This is a genomic window from Bifidobacterium sp. ESL0704, assembly GCF_029392075.1.
Taxonomy (GTDB): domain Bacteria; phylum Actinomycetota; class Actinomycetes; order Actinomycetales; family Bifidobacteriaceae; genus Bifidobacterium.
The window spans coordinates 1,565,091-1,584,908 of sequence record NZ_CP113929.1; the positions used below are offsets into that span (position 1 = coordinate 1,565,091).

General features: G+C 56.9%; 15 protein-coding genes and 2 tRNA genes. 7 read left to right on the forward strand and 10 right to left on the reverse strand.

The annotated features are described in order from the left end of the window. Window positions 1-11 precede the first annotated feature (11 nt). Window positions 12-818, forward strand: a complete 807-nt coding sequence (locus tag OZX64_RS05605) for a MerR family transcriptional regulator (RefSeq protein WP_277171938.1) — start codon at window positions 12-14, stop codon at window positions 816-818. 59 nt (window positions 819-877) lie between these two features. On the opposite strand, the gene yaaA is transcribed toward OZX64_RS05605, so the two are convergent. Continuing rightward, window positions 878-1,690, reverse strand: coding sequence for a peroxide stress protein YaaA (yaaA, locus tag OZX64_RS05610; RefSeq protein ID WP_277171939.1), 813 nt, complete (start codon window positions 1,688-1,690; stop codon window positions 878-880). Window positions 1,691-1,856: 166 nt separating this feature from the next. Between yaaA and OZX64_RS05615 the strand changes: the two genes are divergently transcribed. After that, window positions 1,857-3,314 carry a catalase gene (locus OZX64_RS05615; RefSeq protein ID WP_277171940.1) on the forward strand — a complete coding sequence of 486 codons (1,458 nt, stop codon included), beginning with the start codon at window positions 1,857-1,859 and terminating at the stop codon, window positions 3,312-3,314. A gap of 147 nt (window positions 3,315-3,461) precedes the next feature. On the opposite strand, the gene OZX64_RS05620 is transcribed toward OZX64_RS05615, so the two are convergent. Continuing rightward, complete coding sequence (locus OZX64_RS05620; protein ID WP_277171941.1) at window positions 3,462-4,478, reverse strand: MsnO8 family LLM class oxidoreductase; 1,017 nt, start codon at window positions 4,476-4,478, stop codon at window positions 3,462-3,464. A 286-nt stretch (window positions 4,479-4,764) separates the two neighbouring features. Between OZX64_RS05620 and OZX64_RS05625 the strand changes: the two genes are divergently transcribed. The 4 genes from OZX64_RS05625 to OZX64_RS05640 all read left to right on the forward strand — a co-directional run bounded on the left by OZX64_RS05625 (window position 4,765) and on the right by OZX64_RS05640 (window position 8,507). Continuing rightward, a complete protein-coding gene (locus tag OZX64_RS05625) occupies window positions 4,765-5,310 on the forward strand; it encodes a DUF2975 domain-containing protein (protein WP_277171942.1) in 546 nt (181 codons plus the stop codon). A 1-nt stretch (window position 5,311) separates the two neighbouring features. Then, window positions 5,312-5,524 carry a helix-turn-helix transcriptional regulator gene (locus OZX64_RS05630; RefSeq protein WP_277146600.1) on the forward strand — a complete coding sequence of 71 codons (213 nt, stop codon included), beginning with the start codon at window positions 5,312-5,314 and terminating at the stop codon, window positions 5,522-5,524. Window positions 5,525-5,607: 83 nt separating this feature from the next. Beyond that, complete coding sequence (locus OZX64_RS05635; RefSeq protein WP_277171944.1) at window positions 5,608-7,404, forward strand: DUF4173 domain-containing protein; 1,797 nt, start codon at window positions 5,608-5,610, stop codon at window positions 7,402-7,404. Window positions 7,405-7,559: 155 nt separating this feature from the next. Further along, window positions 7,560-8,507, forward strand: coding sequence for a class I SAM-dependent methyltransferase (locus tag OZX64_RS05640; protein WP_277171946.1), 948 nt, complete (start codon window positions 7,560-7,562; stop codon window positions 8,505-8,507). A 278-nt stretch (window positions 8,508-8,785) separates the two neighbouring features. Here OZX64_RS05640 and OZX64_RS05645 read toward each other — a convergent pair whose 3' ends face one another. Together OZX64_RS05645 and OZX64_RS05650 are read right to left on the reverse strand one after the other, a co-directional pair. Beyond that, the gene (locus OZX64_RS05645; RefSeq protein ID WP_277171948.1) at window positions 8,786-10,237 is read right to left on the reverse strand and encodes a 3'-5' exonuclease; all 1,452 of its coding nucleotides are present in this window, start codon (window positions 10,235-10,237) and stop codon (window positions 8,786-8,788) included. A 153-nt stretch (window positions 10,238-10,390) separates the two neighbouring features. Further along, window positions 10,391-10,464: transfer RNA gene (locus tag OZX64_RS05650), tRNA-Pro, on the reverse strand. A 117-nt stretch (window positions 10,465-10,581) separates the two neighbouring features. Between OZX64_RS05650 and OZX64_RS05655 the strand changes: the two genes are divergently transcribed. Then, window positions 10,582-11,787, forward strand: coding sequence for an ABC transporter permease (locus OZX64_RS05655; RefSeq protein WP_277171950.1), 1,206 nt, complete (start codon window positions 10,582-10,584; stop codon window positions 11,785-11,787). Between the two features lie 5 nt (window positions 11,788-11,792). Here OZX64_RS05655 and OZX64_RS05660 read toward each other — a convergent pair whose 3' ends face one another. From OZX64_RS05660 to pyk, 6 genes are all read right to left on the reverse strand, one after another. Beyond that, window positions 11,793-12,461 (reverse strand): NUDIX hydrolase, encoded by a 669-nt coding sequence (locus tag OZX64_RS05660; protein WP_277171952.1) that lies wholly within the window; start codon window positions 12,459-12,461, stop codon window positions 11,793-11,795. A 187-nt stretch (window positions 12,462-12,648) separates the two neighbouring features. Beyond that, a complete protein-coding gene (locus OZX64_RS05665) occupies window positions 12,649-13,527 on the reverse strand; it encodes a Nif3-like dinuclear metal center hexameric protein (protein WP_277171954.1) in 879 nt (292 codons plus the stop codon). A gap of 258 nt (window positions 13,528-13,785) precedes the next feature. After that, window positions 13,786-16,926, reverse strand: coding sequence for a DNA polymerase I (gene polA / locus OZX64_RS05670; RefSeq protein ID WP_277171956.1), 3,141 nt, complete (start codon window positions 16,924-16,926; stop codon window positions 13,786-13,788). Between the two features lie 117 nt (window positions 16,927-17,043). After that, on the reverse strand, window positions 17,044-17,835 hold the full coding sequence (locus OZX64_RS05675; protein ID WP_277171958.1) for a response regulator: 792 nt from the start codon (window positions 17,833-17,835) through the stop codon (window positions 17,044-17,046). 112 nt (window positions 17,836-17,947) lie between these two features. Continuing rightward, window positions 17,948-18,021 (reverse strand) — tRNA-Leu (locus OZX64_RS05680). A 244-nt stretch (window positions 18,022-18,265) separates the two neighbouring features. After that, entirely contained in the window at window positions 18,266-19,714 is a 1,449-nt protein-coding gene (gene pyk, locus OZX64_RS05685; protein ID WP_277157181.1) for a pyruvate kinase, read from the reverse strand. Between the last annotated feature and the right edge of the window lie 104 nt (window positions 19,715-19,818).

Genomic DNA, 19,818 nt, shown 5'->3' on the forward strand with positions numbered 1-19,818 from the left:
GGAGGAGCGCGATGAGCGACGCCGCTGCAGACAATACGTCGTGGACATCGACCGAGGCAATCGGCCTGACCATCGGCGAAGTGGCAAAGATATTCCGGGTCAGCATTCGCATGCTCCGGCACTGGGAAGGCCTCGGCCTGCTCTCGCCGACACGCGATGCCAGTGGTTATCGGATCTACGGGCCCGGCGACCTGAACCGCCTTCGTCGTCTGCTCGTCTACAAGGAGCTGGGAGTACCGGCCACACGCATCGGGCAATTGCTTGATGCACCAGCGCCGCAAGTCGTCAAGGCGCTTAAAGCAGGACGGAACGATCTCGAAAAAAGATTGCAACATCTCCTGAAGACTCTTGACGAGACTGAGCGGCTCATCGACATGGCAGAGAAAGGAACGACCATGACAAACACAGGAAGCGTCAATCTCGACTCTCGACAAAGTGAGGCCAAAGACCGCTGGGGCGACACCAAACAATGGATGGAATTCGCCGAACGACAGACCACCACAGACGGGAAGACGAAAATGAAGCAGGAACAGCGCATACGCGAGGTCGAGGCGAAACTGGCCAACGCCAAACGACGCGGAGTCAAGCCCGGCAGCATGGAAGCCAACGAACTCGCTGAAGAACATCGTTCATCGCTCTACTACTACGAAGTCACCCCGTCCATGCACGTCTGCCTTGGCCGTATGTACGTCGCCGACCCGCGTTTCAAGAAGCACTACGATGACATCGAGCCCGATCTGGCCCAATGGCTCTGCGACATCATCGAAGCCAACGCCTCCGCCCATGGCGTCGACCTCAACAACGTGGTGTGGGAGTGACATTTACCAACGGAGTCGGCCGCTCGGCATTGTAACGAAATATGAAGCAGCCAACTCGCTTAGAGGCCGAACGGAACCAGTGTCAGATGACGGACGTCGCTTTCGGTTTCGATCGCTACAGTACCAAGGGTACGTGCGACCTCGGCCACAGGCCGAGTCGGGGCATCTAGCAAGGCTCGCGTCAGCAGGCCTCGATAGTGCTTGGCCATGTGGGAGATCGTCTTGTTGCGGGAATCGGCGATGCGAACGTCCCACCATTGGGCGTTTGCTTTTGACGGGTCTGACTTGGTGACACGATAGAGTTCCGAGCGCAAATCGACCGTAATGTCAGCGTTATCGGAAGCATCACTTTCAGACGTCTGCTGATTGGCGCGAGCGCCCATTACCTTGTCGGTATCTGCTTGCTTGAAAATTCCAGGTTTACCGGCCGAGCCGCCGTCCGGACTCCAACCGGCGAGCGCCTTGCGCCAGAACGTTTTCAACGTGCCGATGCCGGGAAGTGAGACGTTCATCGAAAGCCGGTAGGCGGGAATCAGGTCTTCGCCTCTGGTCACACCGAACAAACCTGAGAAAATCAGCACATCATCGCCCTCGCGCAACGCCGCCGCGTCGTAAAGCACGCCCGTATAGATCTGGCGAGCACGAGCGCAGGGCATGCCAGGCAAGTCGCGTTGGGAGATGACCTCAGCCATCCCCTTCTTGCCGACTTTGAGAATCTTCGCCGCGTCCTCCCCACGCGAGACTTCGAGCAATGCGGAAAGGACTTTGCCTCTGGCCCTGTTGAGTTCGGGGAACGAAAGCCGGCCAAGATCGAGCGTCGGCCCTTCAGTCGGCGCGGTCTTGCCTTCGGACGGCGGTAACAGTAGATGCATCATTGCCAAGTCTATCGGATTGGAAATCCGTAATCCCCCATCTCCGGAAATTCGACGACGAAATGTCGCAAAGCCCACAAAACTACGTAAATCAGAGTGAAACCCTTGTTTTGAGGCTATGGAATTGTTATCTTCTTCATACATCATTAAGACAGAAGGGATTTCAATGACTGTCACTCTCAATACCGCTTCCGGTCAGCCTTGGGCCGACAACAACCATTCGCAGACCGCCGGCGTTCGCGGCCCGGTGCTGCTGCAGGACTATCAGTTGGTCGAGAAGCTCGCGCACTTCAACCGCGAGCGCATCCCGGAACGCGTGGTGCACGCCAAAGGCGCCGGCGCCTACGGCACGTTCAAGCTCACCCGCGACATGAGCCAGTACACCAAGGCCGATGTCTTCAACGGCGCGGGCAAGGAGACCCCGATCTTCCTGCGCTTTTCACAGGTGGCCGGCGAGCTCGGCTACCCCGACACCCTGCGCGACGTGCGCGGCTTTGCACTGCGCTTCTACACCCAGCAGGGCAACTACGACATCGTCGGCAACAACACCCCGACCTTCTTCATCCAGGACCCGCTGAAGTTCCCCGACTTCATCCACTCGCAGAAGCGCGACCCGCGCACCCACTTGCGTAACGCGACCCGACAGTGGGACTTCTGGGCGCATTCCCCCGAGACCGTGCACCAGGTGACCTATCTGATGGGCGACCGCGGCAACCCGGCCAGCTACCGCACGATGAATGGTTACGGCAGCCACACCTTCAAGTGGGTCACCGCCGACGGCACCGCCTTCTGGGTCAAGTACCACTTCATGAGCGAGCAGGGCGTGGTCAATATGAGCGAGGAGGCCGCGGTCAAGGCCGCAAGCTCGGACACCGACTACCTGCTGCACGAGCTCTTCGATGCCATCGAGTCGAAGAACTACCCGTCCTGGAAGGTCTGCGTGCAGATTCTGCCCTATGAAGAGGGACTCAACTACAAGCACGACATCTTCGACATCACCAAGGTCGTCTCCCACAAGGACTACCCGCTGATCGAGATCGGCGAGTTCACCCTGAACCGCAACCCCGACAACTACTTTGAGGACGTCGAGGAGGCAGCGTTCGCGCCCGCCAACTTCGTGCCGGGCATCGAGCCCTCCCCCGACAAGATGCTGCAGGGCCGCATCTTCGCGTACAAGGACGCCGCGCGCTATCGCCTCGGCGCCAACTACGAGCAACTCAAGGTCAACCGCCCGGTGGTCGAGGTGCATAACTACGAGCGCGACGGATTCATGAGCGACAACGCACAGGACGGTGCCGTCGACTACGAACCGAACAGCTACGACGGCCCGGCCGAGGACACCTCCGCCCGCAATCATGGCGACCAGCTGGAAGGCAAGACCGGCAACTACGCCGCCTACGAGCCCGACAACTACTCCGCCGCCGGCGACCTTTACCGCGTGCTTAGCGAGGACGAGAAGCAGCGCCTGGTCACCACCATCGCGAGCGGTCTGAGCCAGGTCGAAGGCGAGAAGACCCATGAGATCCAGGTGCTCGAGACCCGCCAGTTCTACAAGGCCGATCCCGACTACGGCACCCGTGTGGCCGAAGCGCTCGGTTTGGATATGAACGAGATTAAAAAGTAATCTCTTTTTAATAAGGTGATTTACGCCTAGAAACAATGAAGAGGAAATCCTTCCTGTGTGGGGATTTCCTCTTCATTGCTTTTCAACGGTTCTAACTGGTCTTCAATGGTAGAAGCTGGTCAGCCATCGCATACGGCAGTCAGTAGCTCACAAGTACATGTCCGCGAGGTACTTGTAGGTGTTCTTGCGGGCCTCGAGACTGTAGACCGGAACATGAACCATCAGCTCGTCGATCTGGTAGGCTTCGATCTCCTCGTCAAGGATGTCCTTGACCCGCTGCTTGGTACCTTTGATCAGAATCTTATTGTCGTAGGCACGCTTCAACCTGGCCTCGTCGGATTCGGTGTAAACGTACGACTCCGCGCGGTCCGGGGAAATCAACGTGGCCTGCGGCTGCCCCAAAGTGAGGTAGGACAGCTCGAACGACTTCTCGTGACGGCGCAGCTCCTCCTCGGTGTCCGCGATCAGCACACGATAATCCATGCTGACGATGGGGCGGTCGAAGAAAGCGCTCGGCTTGAAGGAATCACGATATGCCCTGAACACCGCGGGCGAAATGCCGGGATTGTAGCCGAACCACTTCACGAAGCTATAGCCCAGGCCCAGCTCGGCGGCCTTCAACGCCGACTGGCCGCTCGAACCCAGCATCCACGGCTGCGGGATGTCGTCGCCCGTATCGGGAGCCGCGAAAACGTTTTGATAGAGTCTGCTGGCTTCGGTGGCCTGCCTGCCAGTGAGCAACGCCAGAATGTCGTTGATCTTGCCGTACATCTGCGGGTCACGATCGAGCATCGGCCGTCCTTCTGACAAGGCCATAATCTCGGCTGAACCACCACCAGGAGCGCGGCCCAAGCCAAGGTCGATACGTCCCGGCGCAATGGCCTCGAGCGTCTTGAAGGTCTCCGCGATCTTCAATGGGGAATAGTGCATGATCATGGTGCCACCGGTGCCCAGACGTATCGTCTTCGTCGCCGCGGCATAATAGGCCACCAGCAGTTCCGGCGCGATACTGGCACTGGCCGCGAAACCGTGGTGCTCGGAGAACCAGTAACGGCTATAGCCAAGACTTTCGGCATATTGCACGAGTCCCTTGGTTTTTTGCACGTTCTCTTTCGGCGTCTCACCAGTGTTGAGCATCAACAAATCATGAACAGCTAATCTCACAATCGCTCTCCCATCCCGTTACCCGCATTCCGGCATCTTCCGGGGTTGTGCCCCTCGGTGTTTCCCCTGCATGACCCGTGGCCGAATCCGGTCGGACCGCTGCGGGAAGTATCATCAACGCTACAGCAATGCCGTTGGGAAAATCAACGATTTCCGCTTTAGCCCGAAACACTTTAATTTTCGAATTGTGTTTTTATTGAAAAACGATATGCCTTTTATTGAAAAACGATATGAACCGCTTATGATAAGTAACCAACGGATAACCTGCGCGACAAAGGAGACTGAGATGAGAGCCCGAGAACACACAAACACTTGCGGCGGCAAAATTCGGCAAGACACATCCGACACCGAACCCTACAAGCGCAAGGCATATATGTCGCATCACACGCTGGCGGTTCTGCTCGAAGCCACGGACGTCTTCGCGGTCGTGATATGCCTGGCCATCGTGCTGCTCGTGCTTCCCGCAGCCGAAAGGGTCGGCGACCTCAGGCAGGGCTCCGCTCTGTTCGCCGCAACCGGCATGCTGCCTTTGGCCGTGGTGGCGGTATACGCATGGCGACTTTTTGCGGCAATCGGACGCGAAGAGACCTTCACCAACAGCAACGTCCGCAATCTGCGTACGATTGGTGGGGCTTTCGGCGTCTCGGCAGCAATCTGGATCATCGAGCTGGTCGCAGCCGCCTTTGGGCTGACCAACACACGCGGGCGAACCATACTGGGCACGGGCGTGGCCTTCGTCTTCTGCACAGTACTTGCCGTGGTATCCGTGGCACTCGCCTCATTAACCGCCGCCGCGACCGAACTCAAAGACGAAAACGACCTGGTGATCTGACATGGGACGCATCACGGTAACCCTCGACGACATCCTCGCCGACCGACGCATGACGCTGACCGAACTCTCGCAACGCGTGGGCGTGACGGTGGCGAACCTCTCGATCCTCAAAACCGGCAAGGCCCGGGCGGTGCGCTTCACCACGCTGGCCGCCATCTGCCAGGAACTGGACTGCCAGCCCGCCGATTTGCTGCACTACGAACCGGAGGGATAGCTCCATAACTTTTACTTCAATTCGCCACAACGCAGTGGCCCGACGACAACAGTCAACCATACGCTTTTGAAAAGGAAATCACCATGTCTAAGGACAACTATACCCAAAAACGGCCTGTAACGAACGAAACCAAGCACAAAACAGGATCTACCACGAATCCCTACACAGAGCCTTCCGCTTCTCCATCCGAAGCCATTGCCCAGAACGAAGTCAGCGACGCAACCTCTGCGAGCGCCGATGCCGAAACCGCCGATGTGAGCACAGCAAAGGACGCGATCAACACAGCGAATAATAGTCCCGACAAGATAAGCGCCACGGTTCCGCCTGCCCCGCTGACCAAGGCCGATAAAGCCTCGCTAATCTGCGCAATCGCGCTCTCGCTGCTTTGGTGCATTTGCGTTTCGCCTCTGCGTCTTTCAGGATATTTCGCAGTCGCGGGAGGCGTGGCACTGAGCGGCTGCCTGCTGGCATTCCTTGGTTGCGCCTGGTTTTTAAGACGAAAACAGGAACCGGAAGAAGCATGGAAACCGCAGGTATCACAGGAACCGCAGAAACCGCAGAAATCAAGGGACCCACAAGGGCCACAAGACACGGAACAAGCGACGCAAGCAAAACCGGTGAACTCCCGGCATCCGCACATGTCAAAACCGTCACTCGCCCTGCTTGCCTGCACCGTGGCGCTTATGCTCGTGCCTGCGTTCTCTCAAGCCATCTGGATTCGGGCCCTCAATGCTTGCGCCTTGGCCATAACGCTGCCCTTGACCGTTCTGTCGCTGAACGGCGAAAACGATGACGAACTGTTCCGCATGCACGGGGTCTTGCATGGGCTCGGCACGTTCATCACCGAACAGTTCCGTCATTGGTCCGTTTTGGGACGCGTCGCTTCATCATGGGCGAAAGGGCGCGGACACGCGGTCGGCAACATCATCGCAGGTGCAGCATGCGCGATCCTGATATTGTTCATCGTGGTTCCTGCACTATCCTGTGCCGACGGCAATTTCGCATGGATCGTCAACCGTCTTTTTGACAATGCCATCGACATCGATTTCGGTTCTCGTCTCCTGGATGCCATACGTTTCGTAGTGATCATTCCACTCGCCTTCTCCCTGCTCTTCGGCCTGCGTCACCCGCGCCGTAAAGTAGATCTCGGCACGAGCATCTCCCATCATCATGCCTCGACCGCTACGCTCAACACGATGCTTGCCATGCTCGACGCGGTGTATCTGGTATTTGTGGCCATCCAATCGACGTACCTGTTCGGCGGAGTGGACACGCTGGAACGCTTCGGAGGCTACGCAGCCTACGCCCGCGCGGGATTCTTCCAGCTTGTCGGCGTCACGGCCATCAACCTCATCATCGTGATGGCCTGCCTCTACCTGCACAAGCACGAAAAGCGCGCGAAGTCCCTGCTGACGCTCGAACTCGTGCTGGTCGCTTCCACGACGGTGATGTTGGTCTCGGCCGTCTGGCGTATGAGTCTGTACGTCGGCAAATACGGCCTGACGCGCCTGCGTCTGCTCACCTACTGGGGTATGGTCGCCATCGCGTTCCTGCTCGTGGCCACGGCGTGGAAACTGCTGAGCCCGACGTTTGAACTGTTCCGCGTCGCGTTTTTCGGCACGCTCACACTGTGGCTTGTTTTTGCTTTCATTCAGCCCGACACCATCATCGCCAACGTCGATGTGGACGGCTATCTGAACGGCAGCATCGAAGTGGTCGATACGGACTATCTCGGCCAGCTCCCCTCGTCGGCCATCGGCCCGCTCAACCGCTTGAAGGCTCAAGCTCCGACCGAATCGACAAGAGACGCCGCCGCGGACGCAATCCACGAAATCGAGATAAACACCAGCGAAACACAGTGGCCGGCATGGGGAATCTAGGAGGGATGATCGAGCGCCCCATCCTTCCCTATTGCTATTAATCATTACCTGTCAGACAGCACTTTCCAATCGCTGCCTGACAGGTATCATTTATACTGGGTTTGAAACAGTTGAATCGATGAGGAAAAAGACGAAAACAGGAAAGCAGATAACCGATGACCGCCAATGATGACGTGATAAAAGCGCAAAATTCCGCACCGACGGACGCACAGGAAATCGAGGACAACCGCGAGAACTGGAACGATCGCGCCGAAGTGCATTTCAACGGAGGCTACGGCGACATCGACGCGCTGATCAATGGCTCGCCGCTGGCGAATCCGGTCGTCAGACGTGATTACGAAGTGCTCAAACCCTATCTGCCGAACCATTCGGTTCAGGGCCAGCGGCTGCTGCATCTGCAGTGCCATATCGGCACCGACACCGTCTGCTGGGCCAGACTCGGCGCGAAGGACGTCTGCGGACTGGACTTCTCCTCGTCCTCGTTGCGTTACGCGCGGCAAATTGCGCAGCGAGCAGGAGCTGCCATCACCTACGTCGAGGCCGACGCACGCAAGGCCGCCGTTGCCTTGCCCGACAGACAATTCGACGTCATCGTCACCAGCGTAGGGACCGTGACATGGCTGCCGACGTTGGAGAGTTGGGCGCAATCCATCGCCGCGCTCCTTGCCCCGAACGGCGTCTTCATAATCCGCGACAGCCATCCGCTGATGTTCGCACTCGGCAACGAGGGTCTGAACGTCATCAACGGCTATTTTTCGGGAACCGAGGATTCCTACGACACTGCTGACACCTACGCGATGGCACCCGAAGCGGAAAACTCCGGCAGCGACGCTGATACTGCGAACGGCTCTGTCGGAAGCACTAGCCGGCAAGCGCCGAAAATCACCCATATCCACAACCACAACTGGGCCCACGACTTCGACGAGATGACAAGAGTCCTGATCGACGCGGGACTGCGCATCGAGCGCATCGGCGAATATGACGTTTCCGATTGGCAGTCCTTGCCGATGCTCGAATATGACGAGCAGGACGAATCATGGCATATGCCCGAAGGCTATCCACGTATTCCTCTGACGTTCTCGATTGTGGCGCGAAAAGCCTGAATCCCGCAGGGAAGCCCACAAGTTCTATCAGGCCATCGGCTATACGCTCGACAAGATGCTTTTGCAACAACTAGCCATGCGAATAGCCGATTTACCGCGTAACGTATCGTCGACAAGACTACGGCAGTACAGCCCTATTAATCAACGATTCACGCCAGCCCAAAAGATTTCCGGTTCCGATAAATCAGATTATAGATTTGAACGAACAGCCAACTATGCACTCTTTGGAGCGCAAAATGAGATTGACAAACGACTATGCCAAGACACGCTTTCGAAGACTACAACTCATTTGAATAAACTTTCATGTAAGCAGTGAGATCGACAGGTTCATGCGCTGCAGGCAGTTCCACACGAGCTTTGTATGGTTGCGTTTCATCGGCACAGTTACTGGTATGCGCGAGCGCCACCACCGAACCATCAGGTATCTGTCCCCAATGTTTGGCCATAAGACGTGCTCCAAGAAATCCGATTCCTTCTCCATCAAGATAAACAAAAACGGTCGGATAATCTTTATATTTACCACTTTGAATAAAATCTCGACTAAGCGTGACCCAAAAATAAGATCCGCGTGGATACTTCCGCAAAACATCCTGATATAGAGCACTGCCGCTAAGGTTTTCTCCTGCATGAGCCTCAAGTTGCACGCCCTCCGGTTTTTCATTTACCGGTTCGGAACTTTTACCAGACAAATAACGCGCACGCATCACATCATTGGTTTTCGCTTTCCCTCTTTGCTTTGAACGTTGTCTTTCCTCTACGGTTTCGGCTCTTGGAGCGTCCATTTTGCATAGCAGCTGATAAGCCTGCCAAGTTTGTAAAGCATCAGAGAGCGCCCTATGCTGTTCTGGCTCTTTGACGCCTAGACGATCAAGCAAACTCGCGAGCGTGTGAGAACTGGCATCAGGAAACATTTCCTTGCTCAGATCCATCGTGTCGTAGATCTGAGATGGTTGTAATTTGGCTATACCGGCTAGGTTTGCTTCGTTATTGATGATGCTGATATCGTAAGCAAGATTGTGACCCATGAGCGGCAAACCTTTTATCGCTTCAAGCACCGGCACAAGTACTTGGCTGGGAGCAGGTTGGCCATAGAGCATATCCTGCGTTATGTGGTTAACAGCGGCGGCTCCTGACGTATTCGCCGTTCCCGGATTAGTCAGTTGAGAAAACGTCGCGGTTATTCTCTCATTTTCAATCAAGACAATGCCAATATCCAGGAGCCGTGACCCTTTGCCCAAACCCGTTGTCTCGGTATCTACAACCGCGCAGTCCGCGGTCTTTGCAGCATCGATGAATGTCGAATCAACTTGATAGTTAACCTGATTATTCAAAGTGTCCGCCCTTGGCATGACCATAGCTTTGCCCTTACTTTGCATGCTTTGATTATCAGACCGCTGAATTTGATTGAGAACACTGGATTCCTTTGAGGAATCAGCTGTGTTACCTATTATTTTTTCTGATTGTTGACGATCATACTGTTTTTCGGTTATCCCAGTTCTATTTTTCTTCTTTTTATCACTGGAAAAATGCCAAAGTACACAACCGATAAACGCACATGGTAAGGAAAAAATCAGCAAGCCGACAAGGAACGCAGGAACATTTTCAGATATTAAAGCAAATGAGACGATACAGAAGAATAGCGCTATTACCCAGCAAATTATAGCCAGTATCTTAAGGACAATTTTGAATGCACTGAACAGAGGAGATGACTTCTTTGAGTGTATAGACATAGCCTAACGATAACGAATAGGCAGGATACAAGTATTCGCCTAACGCAAATGCATATTAGGAAAGCAACTAGCAAGAAAAGGGAACTATTACCAGTTAACGGGTTCTCCCTCTTAACCTTTCTTGGAGACTCCATTGTTTCCAAGAGTTCTGAGTCGGGATGACAGGATTTGAACCTGCGACATCCTGCTCCCAAAGCAGGCGCGCTACCAAACTGCGCTACATCCCGATGTGCCCACAAAAACAAGCACAATAAATAAGTATAGCGCAACCCCGGCCATGCGACTCGCTAAGATGGGCAAGGGCGTCTGAATCAGGCGAATCGCGAACACAGAAGGTAATGGTAATGGGACTGCATCAGCGAACGGAGACCTCGGGGCTTGTCTCCTTCATCATCTGTGCGATGGCGGGGGCGAGCGTCATGGAGCTGTGCGTCTCGCTGCTGCCGGCCGCATGGATGATCAGCCGGCGCCAGTTCGTCATCGCCTCCATTATCATCGCCGCGTGCGGCACCATTTCGTTCATCTTCGGCTATGCTCGGCGTTCCAGCTCGCTCAGCACCCACAACCGCCTCATAGAAATCCTGCGCCGCCTGGTCGAAATCCTCGCCCTAGCAACGGTCTACGCCTCCACGCTGTTCCTCACCTCGTTCGCCTTCTTAAGCATGGCCGGCAACCTCATGGGCACGATGTTCCTTGAATACATTGTCGCCGTGTGCGCCGGTTTCTCGGGGGTTGCGGGCTATATCACGTTCGTGCAAGCCGAACTGATGGACGCCAAAACGCTGGCCGCACTCCTGCCGCTTTTCGTCGTTGCCGGCGTGAGCGTCGCGGGCCTGACGACCGACGACCCGAACTGGTACACCAATAATTTCTCGCAGCTCGGCGACCGCACTACCTTCGCCGCGCGCATGTTCAACTCGACGCTGATCCTCGCAGGAATCTGCATCATTATCGTCAGCTACTTCGCCATCTCCGAACTCGTGACCTCCTACCGCCAGCGCCGCGAATGGCATCAGGAGCAGGGTCCGCTGCGTTCCAGCCGTATCAAGCACTACAAGGCACGCCTGATCTGTCTCTCCATCATGCTCGCTTTCTCCGGCATCGCCTTCATCGGCATCGGCACGTTCCGCTATACGCCGCATCCCATCCTGCACAACGTGTTCGCCCGCGGCATCGTCTGTGTGATGGGCCTGCTTCTGCTCACACTCCCTTGGCTCGCCCCGCAGCTTTCGCTGGCCATTTATGCCGCCGGTTATCTGGCCATCGCCGTCTGCGGCGTCGTGCTCATTCAATGGCTCGATGGCATCAATACACTGACCAACGTCGAGGCGCTGGCCGGGCTCGTGTTCCTTGGCTGGTTCATCATGTTCTCGCGTCAGATCGCCGCCATCGAGGCCGATCGTATCGCAGAGCAGGTTCTGCATATCGACCAGGAAGAGGCATCCGAAGAGGCGAACACGGTCACAGCCACGGCCAATATCGCCGGCACCATCCCGTCCTCGGTCGACAAGAACCACCGCATGCATTCGCGCATCGCAGCCACTCAGTAGGCGTGTTATTCCTTCGTCGCCAACTGCTCGCGCAACCGGCGGATCTCCTCGTGCTGGATGGCGATGGTGGAGTCCGCGGCCTGAATACCGATGCCTGTCAGCTCCTCCCAGCTCACCCATGTGGACTGCACATGCTCATCCTTGTCGAAATGCCGCGCTTGCTGCTTCCACGCCGACAAATGGATAACGAAAATGTGCGCAAGCTCATTGGTCATGCCACCAGAAGAATAGAAATCACCGACGTGCTCGATTCGCACGGATTGTTCGCCTTTCGGTGTGACCCCGGTTTCCTCCCGAAGCTCACGCAAAGCCGAAACCTCAGGCTTTTCGCCCTCTTCCATGAGTCCTGCCGGAAAACCATAGGCAAACTTGTTGGGCCCTACACGATACTCGCGTTCCAACAGATACCTGTCCGTCAGCTCATCGTGAACCAGCATCACCACGGCCTGCGGATGGACCAAAATCTGCCGACGTACCGGCACTTGACCACCATCGGTTTTCGCGAGCGCCAGCCGGCGATCATCGATATGGAAAATCGCGCCACGGTAAACGGTTTCGCTGGAAACAAGCCGCACCGACATATCCATGTCCACGCCGTCGGACGAAGTCTGTAACCGCGCATTAACACGTCTGCGGACTGCTTCAATGCTCAATCCTTCCTCAGCGTTACCCATAGCAAATCACTCCCGTTTCCCTTGATATTATATTCATCGCCCATTGAAAAACCGCCTTTGCCGCACCAGACGCCGCAAGCATGATGGCTTCCGCAAGTCTACTGATACAAAGTAGTCATAGCTGGTGTATTGTGGTCATATTCAGCGGGCAAAACGACCACTTTATAGCAGTAACGACCACTTTCCCTTAGTCTCGTCCGAGCACCAGCTGCCACGGGTCGGTGACGATGCCGACACGCTCGGTTCCCGGACGGAAGCCGGTGGCATGTTCCACCCCGTCGGCGATGTCGTCAAGCGCGTATCTGAACCACATCGATTCGATAGCCGAATGCGGGGTGTTGATCAGCGCCGGCTTCATCGTCGCACCGTTAAGGCTCGCCTCATACCACGCCTGCTGCAGCGCATCCGTGGCCGGGTGATGGCGCAGGTCGCTGGTCACGTAGACGTCGGCGCCACTCGCCCGGACCTCGTCGAAATCAGAATCGCCGGATCCCGGCAACACGGCGATTTTCCGGACCTCGGCATCGAGATCGCCGGCGACCTGAATGCCATACTTCGTTTTCGGCACTTGCTCGGCCACGCGCTGGGCAAACGCGCGCAGCGTCATCGGTTCCGCAAGCGTTCCAACACGTCCCAGCCCTACGGCATGGCCGTTTTCCTCACCGGCAGGTACCAACGGTGCCTGATCGGTCAGACCGAACGCATCGGCCGCAGCCTGGGCGACCCCTCGGTAGGCGACGTCGGCGTTGGTATGCCCGACCCACAGCCCGCAGTGCGCACGGTAGAGCTTTCCTGCGATGGCCCCGTGGACGCCGAGCCCGGAAACCTCATGCACCGCTCGGAAGAACAAGGGATGGTGGCAGACGAGCAGATCGGCACCCATCGCAATCGCCTTGTCGACCACGGCTATGGTCGGGTCGGCGGCGAAGACGATCTTGCCGACGGTATCGTTCAAATCGCCGACGATCAGCCCCGGATGGTCCCAGTCCTCGGCGTACCGAAGCGGATACAGAGTCTCCAATACCTTGACGACTTCGGCGAGCCTTGGCTTTTCCTGATCTGACATGTTTCCTCCGAACTCTTCGCCATCCATTTCAATGGATATCGACGCTTGACCACACCACCGAAACCGACATCATTGCACAGCGCTTTGTCGCTCTTAGGCCGATAAACGAAAGATGGCTCCATTGCTTACCACAATAGAGCCATCGTCAAACACTTTCCCAGTTGGCAGGCAGCCAGAGAAAATCCCAATTACAGCTAATCTGTACGCGCTCACCTAGCCCAAGCTGAGACAAGCAGCCTCAGCGATTTCCACCGGCCATCAGTGCGCGGCAGCCTGCCAGTCGGAGCCGATGCCGATCGACACGTCCAGCGGCACGGCCAGATCGACGGCATGTTCCATGGCGTTGCGCACCAGACCGCTCACCTGTTCGCTCTCCCCCGGCGCGACCTCGAGCACGAGTTCGTCGTGGATCTGCAGGATGACACGGCTCTTGACGCCGGCCTCACGCAGCGCGTGGTCGGCACGAATCATGGCAATCTTCATGATGTCGGCGGCCGAACCCTGGATCGGCGCGTTAAGTGCACCACGTTCGGCGGCGTCACGCACCTGACGGCGCGAGGATTTGAGCCCCGGGAAGTAGCGGCGGCGACCGAACATCGTCTCGGTATAGCCCTTCTGGCGCGCAGTGGCGACCAGCGATTCCAGATAGTCGTGAACCTTGCCAAATGTCGCGAAATACTTGGATTTCAGCACGTCCGCCTCGGCCGGGCTGATCTTCAACTGCTGCGACAGCCCGTACGTACTGAGCCCGTAAGCCAGCCCGTAGCTCATCGCCTTGACGTGGCTGCGCTGGTCGCCGGTGATCTCGTCCATCGGGATGTCGTAGACCAGACTGGCCACGTAGCGGTGGAAGTCCGCGCCTGACTTGAACGCCTCAATCAGCGATTCGTCGCCGGAGAGGTCGGCCATGATGCGCAGTTCGACCTGCGAGTAATCGCAGCTCAGTAATGATTCAAAGCCCTCGCCCGGCACAAACGCGGAACGGATTTCACGGCCGGTGGCGTTGCGGTTGGGAATGTTCTGCAGGTTCGGATCGACCGAGCTCAGGCGCCCGGTGGCCGCGACGGTCTGCTCGAAGGTGGTGTGAATCCTGCCGTCGTGCGCGTTGACGGCTTCCAACAGCGTCTGGGCGATCTGCTTCAACTTATTGGTCTCGCGATGACGCAACAACGCTCCGAGGAAGTTGCTGGCTTTCTCATCCTCGGCATATTTGACATACAGGTTCTGCAGTGTCGCGGCGTTGGTGGTGTACGAGCCGGATTTGGTCTTTCTTGAAGGCTTGAGCCCCATTTCATCGAACAGCACCGTCTGCAGCTGCTTCGGACTTTGCAGATTGAGCTCATGGCCGGCGGCCTCGAAGGCGATCTGCTGGGCCTGATCGGCATCGGCCGTGAAGCCGTCGAGCAGCTCGTGCAAGCGTCCCAAATCCACCTTCGCGCCCGCATCCTCGATGCCGTAAAGCACCTGTGAAACCGGCAATTCGATGGAACGCAGCAGGCCGAACTGCTTGCGCTGGTCGATTGGGGTCTTCAGGAAATCGGCGAGCGCCTGCACGATGGCGGCGTCCTTGACGGCTTCCTGCTGGGCCTCCTTTGATTCGTCGGCATTTGAACCAGCATCGCCGTCCTCACCAAAGTCAAGCTCGCCCTGGGCCTTCTTCGGCTTGCTGTCGGGGATTTCCAGCTTGAGGAAGTGTTCGGCCGCCTTTTGAAGGGTGTCGGCGTGGAAATCGGGATGGACCAGATATCCGGCCAGTTTGGTGTCGAACAACGGACGGGCAAGCGCAATGCCGACGGACGCCAGCAGATGCAGGTGCTCCTTATAGCCGTGCACCACCATCGAGCGGTGATAGGCGTTGAGCAGAGTTTGCAGCTCGTCGCGCATGACATCATCGATTGCCGATGCCGCAAACACGGCAGCCTCGTCGCCGACGAGCATGACGACGGCCTCAAGCCTGGCATTCCCCGGTTTCGAGCGGCCGGCGGCATACAGCACCCATGAATGGCCTACCTGCTTGGCACATTTCATGTCGTGATCGACCAGTTCAGGACCTTTGGCACCGTCGATGATGGCCTGTTCATCCACCTGCTCGTCGCTGTGAGATTCGGAGGAGCCGGCTTCGTGCGTCCCCTCAGTCTCACTTGATTGATCAGTATTGCCAGCGTTATCGGTCTTATCACATACAGCTGCTTTACCGGCTTTCGCCGTTGCCGTATCGCCCTCAGCTCCGAAAACTTCCAGAACATGGTCCGAAATAGCGGAAATATCCGCGACGAACTCCGGCCCCATGTTCTTGTCGATCCAGTCCCCCAACTGACCGGCATCGGCGATTTCGGTGATGTTCGGCTCCTTGATGCTTATCTCGTCATCCTCGACCGACGCGGAATCTGCGACCGGACCGGCAGTATCGGGCATGACCCCGCCGTTGAAGGATTTGACCAGCCTGTTCTTGGACCGGTTGCTGAATTCGAGCTTGGCGAAGATGGCGTTGACCTTGTCCATATCCATGCCGCCCAAGGTGAAGTCGTCGATGGAGGCTCCGAGGTCCATGTCGCGCAGCACGGCGTTGACGCGTCGGTTGAGCTTGACCTGCTCGATGTTGTCGCGCAACGCCTGCCCTTTCTTGCCGGGCAGTTCGTCGGCGTGCTCGATGATGCCTTCAAGCCCGCCGTACTGGTTGATCCATTTGGCCGCATACCCGTCGCCCACGCCCGGTACTCCGGGGATGTTGTCGGCCGTCTCGCCGCGCATGGCCGCAAGATCCGGATATTGCTGCGGGGTGACCTTGTACTTGTCGACGATGGCCTGAGGCGTCATGTGCTTCAAGTCCTTGAAGTGATGTCCGGGATAGAGCACGGTGATATCGTCATCGATCAGCTGGAAGGCGTCGCGGTCGCCGGAAAGCACCAGCGTCTTGTATCCCGCGTTCTCGCCCATCGAGGCCATGGTGCCGATGATGTCGTCGCCTTCGTAGCCTTTCTTTTCCACATACCGTACGCCCAACGCCTTCAGAAGGTCCTGAATAATCGGCAGCTGGCTCAGCAGTTCCTCGGGTGCCGCGTCTCGCGTCCCTTTGTATTGCGGCAGCATCTTGTTGCGGAACGTACCACCCGCCATGTCGAAAGCGACGGCGAGATGGTCGGGCTTTTCATTATCGAGCACCTGGGCGAGCATGGTCGAGAAACCCCAGACGGCGTTGGTCGGCTGACCGCTGGCAGTGGAAAAACTCTCGACGGGCAGAGCGAAATAGGCGCGGAACGCCAGTGAATGGCCGTCCACCACCAACAGCGTGCCGGTTGTTTTCGAGGCACCGTTCGTTGTTGTGCCATGTTCCGTTTTCGAGGTATCGTTCGACTTTGCGATGCTGCTGGTTTTCTCGGTGCTTTCGCTATCACTCATAAGATCGTTGTTCCTTGCCATATTCGTTTCATACGCCGTGTGGTATCCACTATACAAATATCGCCTGCCGATTCATAGTGGATCGACAGGCGACTTCTTGGAATGTGATGTTCCGGCTCAGCGCTGCTTGGGTTCGGGCTTCGGATCGCCGTACTTGGCGATGATGGCCATGGCCAGACGCTTCTTGGGAATGCGCTGATCCATCGAGGTCTTCTGAATCCAGCGGAAGGCACCCTGTTCGGAGAAGTCGGCCTTATCCATCAGCAGGCCCTTGGCGCGGTCGACGAGCTTGCGCTCCTCAAGCGTGTCTTCGGCCTTCTTGAGTTTTTCTTCGGCTTCCTTGAGCTGGGACTCGGCTTCCTTGAGCTTGCCTTCGTTCGCTTCTACGGTATCGAGCAAATCATTGATCTCGGCGAAACGGCCCATGGCCACTTCCAATGCCGGCAACAGCTTGGATTCCTCGTATGGCTTGGTGACATAGGCCATGGCACCGGCCCCTGTGGCCTGCTTGACGAGGTCGGGCTGGGAATAGGCGGTAAGCATGACAACAGGCGCGAGATTCTCGTCGCAAATGGTGCCTGCCGCGGTGATGCCGTCCATACGAGGCATCTTGACATCCATGCAGACGACGTCAGGATGGAACTTGCGGGTGAGTTCGACCGCTTCCTCCCCGTTGGCGGCTTCGCCGACGACCTTGTAGCCGTTGTCTTCAAGCATGGCAACCAGGTCCATACGGTTCACGGATTCATCCTCCGCTACAACGACGGTATGTTGACGGGGCTCGCCCTCTTTTTCGGCTTTTTCGTTCTTGGCTTCGTCGGCGACGGATTCGATGTCATCGGTGGCGGCAGCCTTCAATTCCTCATCGGTCAATATCTGATCCATATCATTATCCATTTCTTTACACATTCCTGCACTCGTTGTCTTCACGCCTTCTCAGTCTCTTACGGCTAGTGTCGAGTACGAAATAGATTGATACTATGATATATCAATCCTTCAAAAGTGATACATACACTCAACGTGCCCTTGGTGGGACTCGAACCCACACTGCACAGATTTTGAGGCTGTTTCCTCTACCAATTGGGATACAAGGGCTTGTATCTAGCTGCAACCACAGGATTGCAACCATTTAAAAATATCATAATGAATCGACGTCAACGTGTCTGTTTCGTCATCTGCGTGTCTTCTCGCGTATTGTGCTCATTGAGCCGATTCATAGAATAAGGCAATCTCAGACTCCTCAATGATTGACATTTACGGAGCCGGAGATTGCCCTAACGAAATCTCAGGCTTTCAGCTGATGGCTATAGCCTTTCGCCGAAAGCCCGTTTCCCTGATTTCAGTCAGCGTCGCAAGCGCCCACGGTGTGGACGTAGATCGAATCGGTGCGGCCGGACTTCTGCTCGCCTTGGGCGGAGGAAAGCACGACGATCTTGTCGCCGTTGACGACCTTGCCGGCATCGCGAAGCAGCTTGTCGGTGAAGATCATCAGCTGGTGACGGTTCATGTCGTGATAGTCGGCGTCGGTGCAGAACGCCTCGGTGCCCCAGCTCAGAGCCAGCCAGTGATAGGTGTGCTCGTTGTTGGTGATGCCGTAGATCGGGGCGGCCGGACGTTCGCGGGAAACGCGGTGCACAGTGGAACCGGTCTGCGTGAAGGCGACGATGGCCTTGGCGTTGGTCTTATCGGCCAGATCGACGGCGGCGGATGAAACGGCGCCGGTGCTCGACATATCGAGGTTGGAGATGGAAGGAATACGGTCATAGCCGTGCTCGGTGGCGTATCCGGAAATACGAGCCATCGTGTTGACGGTCTGAGCCGGATAGTTGCCGACGGCGGTCTCGTTGGAGGTCATGGTGGCGTCCGCACCGTCGAGGACGGCATTGGCGCAATCGGATGCCTCGGCACGGGTCGGGATCGGCGAGTTGACCATGGAGCCCAGGACCTCGGTGGCAACGATGACCGGCTTGGCATATTCACGAGCCAGCTCAATGCAGCGCTTGGTGACCAGCGGAACCTGCTCAAACGGCATCTCAACGGCCATATCGCCTCTGGCGACCATGATGCCATCGAACGCCTTGACGATGTCTTCGAGATTCTCGACAGCCTGCGGCTTCTCGATCTTCGCGACGATCGGGATGCGACGGCCTTCCTCGTCCATGATCTCATGGGCGCGGTCGATGTCGGTGGCGAAACGCACGAAGGACATGGCGATGATGTCGGCGCCGGTCTGGATGGCCCAACGCAGATCGGCCTCATCCTTCTCGGTCAATGCCGGCAGGCTGACGGCCACGCCCGGCAGGTTGATGCCCTTGTGGCTGGAAACCGGTCCGGCCACGACGACCTTGGTGTGCACGTTGTTGCCCTCGACCTTGGTGACCTCGAGACGGACCTTGCCGTCGTCGATCAGAATCGGGTCGCCGGGATGGCAATCGCCGGGAAGACCCTTGAAGGTGGTGGAAGTGATGTGCTCGTCACCCTCGACGTCATCGGTGGTGATGATGAATTCCTGTCCGTCCTTGAGCTGGACCTTATCCTCGCCGTCGGCGTTCTTCTTGAACCAACCGCAACGAATCTTCGGGCCCTGCAGATCGACGAGGGCCGCGACGTTGCGACCGGTGGTCTTGCCGGCCTGACGGAGGTTGTTGTAGACCTTCAGATGATCTTCGGTGGTGCCGTGCGAACGGTTGAGACGTGCGACATCCATGCCGTTCTTGACCAGCTCGGTCAGGTTCTCCAGCGATTCGCTCGCCGGTCCGATGGTGTCTACGATTTTTGCTTTCCTCATGAATACCTGCCTATTCTTTTCTGACATTTGTTAGGCGGGAACAACCCGCAACGTATAACCAGTCTACTAGCATTCACAAGCAATGGGGCCCGTTACGGCGACTT